This window comes from Mesorhizobium sp. WSM4841, assembly GCF_055811515.1.
On the sequence record NZ_JBVVQC010000052.1, the window covers coordinates 1 to 12410 of the forward strand.

Here is a 12410-nt window from a genome sequence, read left to right on the forward strand (position 1 = left end):
CGGCGCGCCGCCCTCGTTGGTGAGGCGTATATAGTCGGCAGCCGTCCAAAGTGTCAACAACCATTTCCGTCTTTTTTGAATTTTTTGCGACGAAAGATTGTGGCGCCGATTTTCGGTAGCCGACTTCCGCGGCGGCATGGGGATAACAAAGCCGACCACCGCCACGGAGCCCTATTGCCGCCGCATTGCGGTTTGACACCAAGGCCAACGAAGCCGGCGCATGCACCACCGGCGCGGCGCCTTATAAGAGACTGTAAGAGAGCCACTAAGAGAGAAGTATGACTGGGGATCTCGGCCGAAGCCAGGCGCTTCGTTGACTTCGCCCGCCGTGACAGGCAAATGTCATGGCCACAACAAAAGCGACAAGCCGTCCCGCCCGGGGAAGAAGCAGCCTTTCTGGATGCCAGATACGGAAAATGTCATAGCCGAACTCGGCAACGAGCCGCCGCTGATTGCGGACGGTCGCAGTGGCCCGCCCGACCGGCGCGAGGTTTCGGCGCGCTGGCTGTCGGGCACTTTTCTTACGGGCGTGACGTCGAGCGTGCTGATGGGCGTGGCGCTGTTCGCGGCCCTTGACGGCCGTCAGCAATTGGCAACGCCGCCCGAGATCGCCGAACTGATCAGCCTTGCAAGAGGCGACGATTCCGGCGAGATCGCCAAGACCACGAGGCTGGTGGCGCCGCGCCAGATCGCCAGGGCCAAGGACCGCCGGCGTATGGAAGTGTCGATGGTGACCAAGGTCGGCGACCGCGACGTCATCCACACCATGCCTTTCGTGCAGATCAAGATGGCGCTTGCCGCCGGGCACACGACCAGCCGCGCCTATCCGCCTTTCAACCCCATGCAGGTGTTTGGCGACGACCGCGACGGCAATGCCGGTCAGCCGGCGACCGCCGCCGCCGGCCAGATCTATGGCGCCAAGGTCGAAAGCGAGATGAGCCTGAAGACGGTCGATTTCCCGATCGAGACGGCGGCCTTCGACGAAAAGAGTGACTTGTCCGCCGACGAGGTGGAAAAGGTGGTGCGCCAGGCCGGCACGGACCTGAGCGACGGCGCCGTGCAGGTCGCATCGCTGCATTATGTCGACCCGCAGCGATTCGGCGATGCATTCGCCGAGAGCATGGCCGGGTCCTACGACGTCAGGATCGTCCCGGAAAACGTCTCGGTGTCGCCGCGTGCTGCCCCCGACGATCAAGCGCCGGCCTTCGCCGAGGAGATCATCCCGTTCACCAGGGACCGCGACATAGTCGAGGCCTTCGCCGATTCGGGCTATACGGGCGAGGACGCCACCGGCATGGCCGAGGCGATCGCCAAATTGCTGAATGCGACAGCGCTCAAGGCGGGAACCGTGCTGCGCGTCGGCCTCGAGATCCATGGCGACGCCGCCAAGGTCGTTCGCACCGGCATCTACGACAGGGCCCAGCATATCGTCACCATCGCGCTCGACGATCACGGCCAATATGTGCCGGCGCAGGAGCCGGAGCCCAATCCCGAATTGCTGACTGCGTTCGATGATTCGCCGCCGGTGGTGGTGCGCGGCAATCTGCCGAACGTCTATGACGGCATCTACCGCGCCGCCTACTCCTACGGCATGTCCAAGGCGATGACCAAGCGGCTGATCAAGCTCCTGGCGTCCGGTGTCGATTTCCAGTCGCGGCTCAATCCGTCGGACCGCATCGAGGTGCTGTTCTCGCAGCCGGACGGCGACGACCGGGCATCCGACGAATCCGAGTTGCTCTATGTCTCGGCGAGCTTCGGCGGTACGACGCGCAATTTCTACCGGTTCCAGATGCAGGACGGCAGCACCGACTATTTCGACGAGGACGGCCGCAGCGCCCAGCAGTTCCTGCTGCGCAATCCCCTGCCCGCGGGAAAATTTCGCTCCGGCTTCGGTGCCCGCAGGCATCCGATCCTCGGCTATGTGCGCATGCACACCGGCGTCGATTGGTCAGCCTCCATCGGCACGCCGATCATTGCCTCCGGCAACGGTGTCGTCGAGAAGGCCGGCTGGGCCGGTGGCTATGGCAAACAGATCATCATCCGTCACGCCAATGGCTACGAGACCTCCTACAATCACCAGAGCGCTTTTGCCAAAGGCATCGCGCCGGGCGTGCGCGTCCGCCAAGGCCAGACCATCGGCTTTCTCGGCCAGACCGGTCTCGCCACCGGTCCGCATCTCCACTACGAGTTGATCGTCAACGGCACCAAGGTCGACCCGATGCGCGTTCGCCTGCCGGTCGGCAAGGTGCTGAAGGGCGACGATCTCGTCGCCTTCAAGCGCGAGCGCGGGCGCATCGATGATCTGCTCAAGCAGGAAGACAGCGATTCGCTGAAGGTCGCGAGCGCCAAGATCGAAGGCTGAGCCGGAGCCTTTCCGAGCTCCTCAGCTCTGCGAAGTCTCAGATCCACGCGGCCATGGCAGTCGTTCGCCGGAAACAGTCGTCCACGCCACGATTGCCGAGAGCAGGCAAAGCAGCGCGGTCGCCAAGGCGACGGCTGCGAAAGCTGCGTCGCTGGCGGCAAGCCTTGCTGCATCGGGATCCGGTGCCAGGCCCGCCGGCGCCGGTTCGCCGAAACCCGGAATGCCGGATGCGGCACCGCTATTCAGCGCTGCCGCATAGATCCAGGCCGCCAGTGACCCCATCGCCGCCACCGCGATCAGGCCGCCAATGCGCGAGACGGCATTGTTGATTCCCGAAGCAGCACCCGTATCCTTGTCCTCGACCGCCGTCATCACCGCCGTCGACAGCGGCGACACGACCAGCGCCATGCCGAGCCCCATCAGCGCCATCAGCGGAAACACTCCCCACCAGAAACTGTGGATGCCGGCATAGGCCAGCAAAGCAAGCCCGGCAAAGGCGACAGCGACGACGAGGCTGCCGCTGGCGATCGGAAAACGCGGACCGATCCGGTCGGACCACTGGCCGACGGGCCCCGACAACAGCGCGATCAAGACCGACAGCGGCAGGAAGATGAAGCCGACCTCGGCGGCGCTCAGCCCCCATCCGGCGATCAGCAGCATCGGCAGATAGAACAGGTTGGCCGACAGCGCGAAATAGAGGAAGAAGGTCACTACATTGGCGCCGGCGAAGGCGCCGACCCGAAACAGCGAGAGATCGATCATCGGTTCGTGGTGCCGGCGCTCGAAGACGATGAACACGATGAGCAGCACCGCGCCGGCGGCGATACTCGGGCCGGACATTTGCCCCTCGCCTTCGCTGCCCATCGAAGTCAAGCCGTAGGCAAGCGCGCCGAACGCCAAGGTGGCGAGGGCAGCGCCGCCGAGATCGAGGCTGCGCTTTTCCGTCGGTGCGTCAGCCGGGACCTTGGCGAGCAGAAGGTAGATCGAGACAAGACCAAGCGGCAGATTGATCGCGAAGATCGCCCGCCAGATGCCGTCGCCGAAGGCCGACAAGACAACGCCGCCCAGCACCGGGCCAAGCGCCGTCGTCAGCGCCGAGGCCGCCGCCCAGATGCCGATCGCCCTGCCGCGCTCCTTCTTCGGATAGGCTTTGGCGATAATGGCGAGGCTGCCCGGCACCATGATGGCGGCGCCGATGCCCTGAATGGCGCGAAACGCAATGAGCACCGGCGGGTTCGGCGCCACCGCGCAGGCAAGCGAGGCGGCAATGAACAGCGCGATGCCTGCCACGAAAGCATGCCGCAGGCCAAAACGGTCGCCGGCGGCGCCGCCGACAAGGATGAGTGCCGAAAGCGTCAGCGCATAGGAGTTCGAAATCCACTGCGCCTCGGCGAGGCTGGCGCCAAGATCGACGCGGATCGCCGGGGTGGCGATGGCCAGGATCGAACCGTCGATGAAGCCGAGCGCGGAAGCCAGGATCGCCGCGATCAGCACGAAGCTGCGCCGCGATTGCGGGCAAAACGTATCGGCCGGAAGCGGCCTGATCAGTGGGACGGCTTCGGCGCCGACTTCGCTTGGAGAACGCATGAAGCCTGCTTAGACCTCCTATGCGCCGGCAACAACCGGCCAGAGGGTTGCTGTCGTTGAAACCAGAACAGGATCGGGACTTCTATGCCGCCGGACCGCGGCTCCTTCGCTTGCCAAGGACCATCGGCCGATTAATACGTCGCCCAAAAACCCTGCTCCCGGGTTGACCCAGGGTGCGCGATGATTTGGGATATGGCGCTCAGTCGATGAATTCCACCGTGACGCCCGGCGACACGATTTTTGCCAGTTCGCGCGCGTCCCAATTGGTCAGCCGCACGCAGCCATGGCTTTCGGTCTTGCCGATCTTGGAGGGGTCGGGTGTGCCGTGAATGCCGTAGGTCGGTTTGTCCAGCGCAATCCAGACCGAGCCGACGGGGCCGTTCGGGCCCGGCGGGATGGTCAGGATCTTGTTGTTTTCGCCCTGCTTGAAATTGATACTCGGGTTGTAGGTGTAGTTCGGATCTAACGCGACCCGCGACACCACATGCGTGCCGGTGGGTGAAGGCGTGTCCGCCGAGCCGATGGTGGCTGGATAGGCCGCGATTAGCTTGCCCGACGCGTCATAGGCACGGACTTGCTTGTTGCCCTTGTCGGCGATGATGTTTGCCACCGGATTCGCCACCAGTCTGCCGAAATTGGCGACCTTGATGATCGTACCGGGACGGTTGAAGTTCGCTTCGGGATTGAGCGCCTTCAGATAGTTCTCGTCCATATGGAACCGCTCGGCCAGCGCTTCGGTGACGGAGGTGTAGCTCAGCCGGTCGAGCTGCGCCTTCTGGCCGTAGTCTTCCGGCACCGAGGCGACATAGGGGCCGGCCGCATCCTCGGGCGTGACGTTGTAGGAGGCGAAGGCATCGCCGCCGGACTGCTCAAGGGCTGCCTGGATGCCGACCACATCGGTCGACCGCAGATTGCCGCCGGTGATCTCGTTGTAGGCGGCGAGCGCCTTGTCGACATTCGAGCCGAAGCGCCCGTCGACGACGCCGGGCGAAGCGCCGGCGCGGTCGAGCAGCACTTGCAACGCAGCAACATCCTGGCGTGCACCGAGTGAAAGCGACGGATCAATAACGGTCTCGCCGCCGATCTTTGGCGGCAGTGCCGCCTGGTCGCCCGGCGCCGTCGGCTCGACCGGTTCGATCGAAGCCTCGTCGAGCGGCTGGCGCTTGACGGTGCGCGGCTCTATCGGCTGCGGCGCTTCCGGATAATCGTTGCCATAGCTGCCGTCATCGCGCGGTGCTTCGGGAAAAGCTTCCACCGAATTGTCGCTGTAGGGATCGTATTCGTCGACCGGCGGTACGACGATCAGGCCTTCCTCCTCCAATTGCCTGCGGCGCAAGCGCGCCGCGTCTTCCGGGTCGTCGAGATAATAGCGGTCGTCCTCGACCGGTCCGAGATTGCGCAAGCGCTCGCGGCGGAGCGCGCGGCGGTCGAACCTGGTCTGCGGCGGCTGGATAGCGAGGACCTTGCCGGTTACCGCATCGACGATGACGCGGTTTCCCCTGGCGTCGTAATAGACGTCGAAATCGCCGTTCTGGGCGACCAGCACGCCACCGGCATCGGCCGCACGGGCAGATCGCGGCGCGATGTCTTCCGTCGGCGCGGCCATTGCGCTCGAAGAAAGCAGCCCGGCGGCAAGCGCCGAAAGGGTGAAGATCGTGCGGAACATGTTGGGCAAATTCTCCAGTCCATAATTACCGCCGCCCGGCGTTGTCACTTTGGAGCGCCGCGCGTCCCTTCGGACGCGCAAGGACGCTCTAACACTTAAAATCTCCGCATCATGCATTCCGAAAATCGAATTCGATTTTAGGGCCTATGCGGCAGCGAACCCCTTCGCCAGCAAATCAGTTGCCAACCATAAGGTTCCAACATGAACCGGGCATGAAGATGGCGGATTTCTGGCGGTGAGAGCAACCTTAGCTAGCTGGTGGCGAGTCCCAATTCCTTGCGCGCCTGCTTCGTCAGCTTGAGCACGACAAGGCGATGGCTTTCGCGCAGATAGTCCTTCAGCGCGTCATCGTCCATGCTTTGGCTTGTCTGGCGCTGGATCCATTTTATGCCGCGAGAGGCAAGATAGGGCGCGGGCCGAAGGCCCGGCTGTTCCTTCAAGATGTCATAAGCGATGTCGGAGCATTTGAAGGTGACGAACGGCTCCTTGCCCTCGCTCCAACCGCCGATCGCAAAGACCTTGGCTCCGACCTTCCAGACATGGGCGCCGCCCCACTGGACGACGTGGCTCGCCGCAGGCAGCGAGGCGCAGAAGCTGTTGTAGTCATCCAGCGTCATCTGCGCCCCGTTGTTTTAATTATGTGGCGGCCTCGAAAATCAGGCCGCCGCCTCGGTCGCCACGACCGTCGGCTTCGACCGGAAGTTCAAACGGTCGGAACCTGCGGTGACCTTGACGGTCGAACTGTCGAGGATGTCGCCGAGCAGGATCTTCTCCGCCAGCGGATCCTGCAGGTCCTTCTGCATCACCCGCTTCAGCGGCCGCGCGCCATAGGCCGGATCGTATCCCTTGGCCGCCAGCCAGTCGATCGCCTCCTGGTTCAGCGAAAGCGTGATCTTGCGATCGACGAGCAGGCTTTCCAGCCGCTTGAGCTGGATCTCGACGATGCGGCCCATATCCTGCCGGCGCAGCCGGTGGAACAGGATCACCTCGTCGACGCGGTTGAGGAACTCCGGCCGGAACGACGCCCTGACAGCGCTCATCACCTCGTCGCGGACGACATCGACGTCCTGGTTCTCACCGAGATTGACCAGATATTCGGCGCCGAGGTTCGACGTCATGATGATCAGCGTGTTGCGGAAATCGACCGTACGGCCCTGCCCGTCGGTCAGACGGCCGTCGTCGAGCACCTGCAGCAGCACGTTGAACACGTCCGGATGCGCCTTCTCGATCTCGTCGAACAGCACGACCTGATAGGGCCGGCGCCGCACCGCTTCGGTCAGCGCGCCGCCTTCCTCATAGCCGACATAGCCGGGAGGCGCGCCGATAAGCCGGGCGACCGAGTGCTTCTCCATGAATTCCGACATGTCGATGCGCACCATGGCGCTCTCGTCGTCGAACAGGAAGCTGGCGAGCGCCTTGGTCAGTTCGGTCTTGCCGACGCCCGTCGGTCCGAGGAACATGAATGAGCCGATCGGCCGGTTCGGATCCTGCAGGCCGGCGCGGGCACGGCGAATGGCTTTCGACACGGCCTGCACCGCCTCGCCCTGGCCGACGACGCGCTTGCCGATCTCGTCTTCCATGCGCAGCAGCTTGTCACGCTCGCCTTGCAGCATCTTGTCGACCGGAATGCCGGTCCAGCGCGACACGATATGAGCGACGTGATCAGGGGTGACTACCTCTTCGACCATGCCGACCTTGCCGTCCTGGGCTTCGGCTGCCTTCAACTTCTTTTCCAGTTCCGGAATCTTGCCATAGGCAAGCTCGCCGGCGCGCTGGAATTCACCCTTGCGCTGGGCAATGGCGAGCTCGTTGCGCGCCTCGTCGAGCTGTTTCTTCAGGTCGGCGGCGAGCCCGAGCTTCTGCTTCTCGGCCTGCCATTTCGAGGTCAGTTCGGTCGATTCTTCTTCCAGAGCGGAAAGATCCTTTTCGAGGCGGGCGAGCCGGTCCTTCGACGCGTCGTCCTTCTCGACCTTCAGCGCCTCACGCTCGATCTTGAGCTGCATGATGCGGCGGTCGATCTCGTCCAGCGCTTCGGGCTTCGAATCGACCTGCATCCGGAGCCGCGACGCGGCCTCGTCGACAAGGTCGATGGCCTTGTCCGGCAGGAAGCGGTCGGCGATATAGCGGTTGGACAGCGACGCTGCCGCGACCAGCGCCGAATCCGAGATGCGCACCTTGTGGTGCTGCTCGTATTTTTCCTTCAGGCCGCGCAGGATGGAGACGGTGTCTTCCACCGTCGGCTCATTGACGAAGACCGGCTGGAACCGGCGGGCAAGGGCGGCGTCCTTCTCGACATGCTTGCGGTATTCATCGAGCGTCGTTGCGCCGACGCAGTGGAGTTCGCCGCGTGCCAGCGCCGGCTTCAGCAGGTTCGACGCATCCATGGCGCCGTCCGCCTTGCCGGCGCCGACCAGCGTGTGCATCTCATCGATGAACAGGATGATGCCGCCGGCGGCAGCGGTAACTTCCGAAAGGACCGCCTTCAGCCTCTCCTCGAATTCGCCGCGATATTTGGCACCGGCGATCAGCGACCCCATATCGAGCGCCATCAACTGCTTGTCTTTGAGCGATTCCGGCACGTCGCCGTTGACGATGCGCAACGCCAGTCCTTCGGCGATCGCCGTCTTACCGACGCCGGGTTCACCGATCAGCACCGGATTGTTCTTGGTGCGGCGCGACAGCACCTGGATGGTGCGGCGGATTTCGTCGTCGCGGCCGATGACCGGGTCGAGCTTGCCGGCGCGGCCGTCGGAAGTCAGGTCGCGCGCGTACTTCTTCAGCGCATCATAGCCCTGCTCGGCGCTCGCCGAATCGGCGGTACGACCCTTGCGGACGTCGTTGATCACCTGGTTCAGCGCCTGTGGCGTCACCCCGGCCTTGGTCAGGATGTCGGCGGTCTTGGCGGATTTCTCGACCGCCAGCGCCGTTAGCAGCCGCTCGACCGTGACGAAGCTGTCGCCGGCCTTCTTGGCCAGTTCCTCGGCGGTCGAGAACACCTTGGCCAGCGGCTGCGCCAGATAGAGCTGGCCGTTGCCGCCTTCCACCTTGGGCATGGCCTCAAGTGCCGTCTCGACGCCAAGCTTGACGTCGCGGACGCTGCCGCCGGCGCGCTCGATCAACGACGCGGCCAAGCCCTCGTCGTCGTCGACGAGCACTTTCAATATATGTTCGGGGGTGAATTGCTGGTGGTTGCGCGAGAGCGCCAAGGTCTGCGCGGACTGGATGAAGCCGCGCACGCGCTCGGAATATTTTTCAAGGTTCATCTCTGTCTCCTTCCGTCACCGGCCCGCTTTGCGGCACCGGATCAGATTGCGGTGACGGACCCGCCCGTTCGAGCCGGGTCCTTTCACGCGAGATATGGGGCGCAAGCCACGGACCCTCAAGACGTCCCAATAATGGTGAATGCATAATATTGCCCGGGCGCGCAAAACAAAAACGGCGGAGATTTCTCTCCGCCGTCCAAGAATGTCTGAAGCCTTGCTCGATCAGTTGTTGACGTCGATGACGGCGGGCTCGCCACCGGCATCTTCCGCCGGAGCTGCATTCACGTTATCAGCGCCAGCATTGTCGTTACCGCCATCCACCTGATCAGCATTGACGCGCGGGCGGCGCGGACGCCTGGGGCGGCGGGCAGCGCCGCTTTCGGCGGCTGCTTCGTTCATCTCAGCCTGGGCAGCGAGAGCCGCCGGCGAAAAGTTTTCGAACTGCGGCGCGGGTTCGGTCACAGAAACCGGCTCGACCGGAGACACAGTTTCCGCCTGTACGGGCGTCTCGTTCTGTACCGGTGTCTCGTTGCGCCGGCTCTGATCGTCGCGCCGGTTCTGATCGTCGCGCCGGTTCTGATCGTCTCGTTGTCCGCCCTGCTCGCCGCGCGCACCGTATTCGCCGCGCTGGCCGTTCTGGCCGTAGCCGCCATTGGGGCGACGGTCACGATGGCGGCCGCCATTGTTGTCGCGCCCACGGTTATCGCGATTATCACGGCCGCTTTCCTGGTTGAACGCCAACTCGGCCGGCGTGCCGTCGATGACCGGCTGCGGGCCGCCACCTTGGTTGACCACCGGAGCCGCAGTCTCACCGACATTGCTGTTACCGGCATTGTCGAACTCGTCGCGATCTTCGTCGCCGTCATCGTCGAAATCGTCGCGGTTCTGCTGAGCGCTCTGGATCGGTAGCTGCGCCTGCGCGGCAGCGATGATGCGATTGTAGTGCTCGGCGTGCTGGAGATAGTTTTCCGCCATCACCCGGTCGCCGGAGCTTTGCGCGTCACGGGCAAGGGTTGCGTATTTTTCGGCGATCTGCTGAGCCGATCCGCGGATCTTCACGTCCGGACCGTTGCTCTCGTAGTTGCGCGTCAGGGGATTTGGGCCCTTGCGGTTGTTGTTGTTGTTATTGCCGCCGCCATTGTTGTTGCGACCGCGCATGCGCCTGTTCTGCTGTTGTGGCCTCATTCGACTCTCTTCATTTTGAAATTTTCGAAAATTGTTCACGCACGGAGGCGCTCATGCAGCCAGCCGTCTCGTTCTTCACCGGCGTTCGCCCGCATCGATTGCGTTGGCGCCACGTCTCATCCTGTTCCGGTTACATCACTTGTCGGACGATTCCCGCACGAAGCTTGGGCGTCGTTTGCGCAAGAAGGCAGCTATTTCCAAGGAAACCGAATCGCTAAGAGCACTGCCTGCTTCGTCTCATCCGGTTAAGGCGACCCTAGCCGCATTCCCCGGCATTGCCAAGCGCTTTTTTTGCACTGCATCACGGCTTTGTCAGTTCCTTTGTCAGTTCAAAGATCAGAACCCTCTCGTTTCCGCCAAAGTCTCGGAATACCCCCGCCGGCATATAGCCGGCTGCGGAGAATATGCCCGTGACCTCTTTGCGTTGGGTGTGGCCGATCTCGACCGCAATCCTGCCCTCGGCTTCCAAAAAACCTGCCGCCTCGGCGGCGATGATCCTGTAAGGACTCAGACCGTCCACGCCGCCATCGAGGGCTTGGCGTGGATCGAAATCGCGGACTTCGTCCTGCAGATTTTCAATGTCTATGGACGCTATATAGGGCGGGTTAGCGGCAATTACATGGTATCGGCCAAAAACTTTTTCGAACCAGTCGGATTTGAGCACCTGGAACCGGTCGGCTAACCCCAATTCCCCGGCATTGCGCATGGCGGTCGCCAGCGCGCCTTGCGAAATATCGACACCGGTGGCGACCGCCGCCGGAACGGCGCTGAGCAGCGCCAGCGCGATCGCGCCGGTGCCGGTGCCGAGATCGAGGATGCGGCATTGGCCTTGCCGTTCCGCTGTCGCCCTAGCGAAGGGCAGCACCGCTTCGACCAGCGTTTCGGTGTCCGGTCGCGGCTCCAGCGTTTCCGGTGACAGCGACAGGCGCAAGCCGTAGAATTCGCGATGGCCGAGGATGCGATGCACCGGCTCACCCGCAATCCGCCGCTTCAAGGCTGCATCGATCGCGGCAATCGCGCAGGCATCGACCGTGCATTCGGGATCGGCGATGGCTTGTGTGCGGGTCGTGCCGGAAAGATGTTCGACGATCAGCCTTGCATCCAGCGCCGGATCGGCGACTGAGGCCGCGGCAAGGCGTGCCCGCGCCGCTTTCAGCAGCGGCCCGAGCGTCCCGGGCAGACTGTCAGCCATCGAGGCCGATATCGGCGAGCAGCTTCGACTGGTGATCGGCGATCAGCGCGTCGACGATCTCGTCGAGTTCGCCCATCATCACCCGGTCGAGCTTGTAGAGCGTCAAATTGATGCGATGGTCGGTGACGCGGCCCTGCGGGAAATTATAGGTGCGGATGCGCTCCGAGCGATCGCCGGAACCGACCTGCGATTTGCGCGATTCGGAGCGTTCCTCGTCAGCCTTGCTGCGCTCGAGGTCGTAAAGCCTGGCGCGCAGGATCTGCATGGCTTTCGCCCGGTTCTGGTGCTGCGACTTCTCCGCCTGCACCACCATGATGCCGGTCGGCAGATGGGTGATGCGCACCGCCGAATCGGTGGTATTGACGTGCTGGCCGCCCGAACCCGAGGCGCGCATCGTGTCGATGCGGATATCTTCGGCCCTGATGTCGATGTCGACCTCTTCCGCTTCGGGCAGCACCGCAACCGTCGCCGCCGAGGTGTGGATACGCCCGCCGGCCTCGGTCGCCGGCACGCGCTGCACACGATGCACACCCGACTCGAATTTCAGATGGGCAAAGACCCCCTTGCCCGAAATAGTGGCGATGATTTCCTTGTAGCCGCCGACCTCGCCCTCGCTGGCCGACACCGTCTCGAAACGCCAGCCGCGTGCCGCGGCGTAGCGTTCGTACATGCGGAACAGGTCGCCTGCAAAGAGAGCCGCCTCGTCGCCGCCGGTTCCGGCGCGGATTTCGAGGATGGCGTTCTTGTCGTCTGCGGCATCCTTGGGCAGAAGCAGGATCTGGATGTCCCTTTGCAGCGCCTCGATGCGTTCCCTGACCTCGGGCAGATCGGCCTCGGCCAATGCCCGCATCTCGGCATCGGTGCTTTTGTCGGCGAGCATCGCCTGCAAGTCGGCCTGTTCATCCTCGGCGGTCCGCAGGGCCCTGATCTTTGCGACCATCTCCTGGATGTCGGCATATTCCGACGCCATCTTGACATAGGCGTCCGCCGCCGGCCCGGCCGACATCTGCGCTTCGAGCATGTCGAAACGCTTGACGACTTGATCCATACGGTCGCGGGGCAGGTTGATCATAGTCCTGGAACTTCGATAAGATTCACGTCAGGGCGAGCCGAAAATGACGAGTTTCGAGAACCGGCCTACGCCGGCCGTAGCCT

General features: G+C 63.4%; 8 protein-coding genes. 1 reads left to right on the forward strand and 7 read right to left on the reverse strand.

Going from position 1 to position 12410, the window contains the following annotated elements; all coding sequences use genetic code 11:
- The first annotated feature begins 400 nt into the window (after positions 1 to 400).
- Complete coding sequence (locus tag AC0L14_RS33005; protein ID WP_473529450.1) at positions 401 to 2362, forward strand: M23 family metallopeptidase; 1962 nt, start codon at positions 401 to 403, stop codon at positions 2360 to 2362.
- Positions 2363 to 2383: 21 nt separating this feature from the next.
- Here AC0L14_RS33005 and AC0L14_RS33010 read toward each other — a convergent pair whose 3' ends face one another.
- From AC0L14_RS33010 to prfA, 7 genes are all read right to left on the reverse strand, one after another.
- The gene (locus AC0L14_RS33010; RefSeq protein WP_473752033.1) at positions 2384 to 3949 is read right to left on the reverse strand and encodes an MFS transporter; all 1566 of its coding nucleotides are present in this window, start codon (positions 3947 to 3949) and stop codon (positions 2384 to 2386) included.
- A 199-nt stretch (positions 3950 to 4148) separates the two neighbouring features.
- Positions 4149 to 5615, reverse strand: a complete 1467-nt coding sequence (locus AC0L14_RS33015; protein WP_473752035.1) for a L,D-transpeptidase family protein — start codon at positions 5613 to 5615, stop codon at positions 4149 to 4151.
- A 251-nt stretch (positions 5616 to 5866) separates the two neighbouring features.
- Positions 5867 to 6232 carry an MmcQ/YjbR family DNA-binding protein gene (locus AC0L14_RS33020; RefSeq protein WP_473529453.1) on the reverse strand — a complete coding sequence of 122 codons (366 nt, stop codon included), beginning with the start codon at positions 6230 to 6232 and terminating at the stop codon, positions 5867 to 5869.
- A 39-nt stretch (positions 6233 to 6271) separates the two neighbouring features.
- Complete coding sequence (gene clpB / locus AC0L14_RS33025) at positions 6272 to 8878, reverse strand: ATP-dependent chaperone ClpB (RefSeq protein ID WP_473529454.1); 2607 nt, start codon at positions 8876 to 8878, stop codon at positions 6272 to 6274.
- 222 nt (positions 8879 to 9100) lie between these two features.
- On the reverse strand, positions 9101 to 10063 hold the full coding sequence (locus AC0L14_RS33030) for a DUF4167 domain-containing protein (protein WP_473752037.1): 963 nt from the start codon (positions 10061 to 10063) through the stop codon (positions 9101 to 9103).
- 301 nt (positions 10064 to 10364) lie between these two features.
- Positions 10365 to 11255 carry a peptide chain release factor N(5)-glutamine methyltransferase gene (prmC, locus tag AC0L14_RS33035; protein WP_473529456.1) on the reverse strand — a complete coding sequence of 297 codons (891 nt, stop codon included), beginning with the start codon at positions 11253 to 11255 and terminating at the stop codon, positions 10365 to 10367.
- On the reverse strand, positions 11248 to 12327 hold the full coding sequence (gene prfA, locus AC0L14_RS33040) for a peptide chain release factor 1 (RefSeq protein ID WP_123149158.1): 1080 nt from the start codon (positions 12325 to 12327) through the stop codon (positions 11248 to 11250). The genes prmC and prfA overlap by 8 nt, the downstream gene beginning before the upstream one ends.
- Positions 12328 to 12410: the final 83 nt, after the last annotated feature.

Excerpts from the sequence above, each read along its gene's own strand:
- clpB (WP_473529454.1), bottom strand. The coding sequence starts at position 8,878 with ATGAACCTTGAAAAATATTCCGAGCGCGTGCGCGGCTTCATCCAGTCC.
- AC0L14_RS33020 (WP_473529453.1), bottom strand. The coding sequence starts at position 6,232 with ATGACGCTGGATGACTACAACAGCTTCTGCGCCTCGCTGCCTGCGGCG.
- prfA (WP_123149158.1), bottom strand. The coding sequence starts at position 12,327 with ATGATCAACCTGCCCCGCGACCGTATGGATCAAGTCGTCAAGCGTTTC.
- prmC (WP_473529456.1), bottom strand. The coding sequence starts at position 11,255 with ATGGCTGACAGTCTGCCCGGGACGCTCGGGCCGCTGCTGAAAGCGGCG.
- AC0L14_RS33010 (WP_473752033.1), bottom strand. The coding sequence starts at position 3,949 with ATGCGTTCTCCAAGCGAAGTCGGCGCCGAAGCCGTCCCACTGATCAGG.
- AC0L14_RS33015 (WP_473752035.1), bottom strand. The coding sequence starts at position 5,615 with ATGTTCCGCACGATCTTCACCCTTTCGGCGCTTGCCGCCGGGCTGCTT.
- AC0L14_RS33030 (WP_473752037.1), bottom strand. The coding sequence starts at position 10,063 with ATGAGGCCACAACAGCAGAACAGGCGCATGCGCGGTCGCAACAACAAT.
- AC0L14_RS33005 (WP_473529450.1), top strand. The coding sequence starts at position 401 with ATGCCAGATACGGAAAATGTCATAGCCGAACTCGGCAACGAGCCGCCG.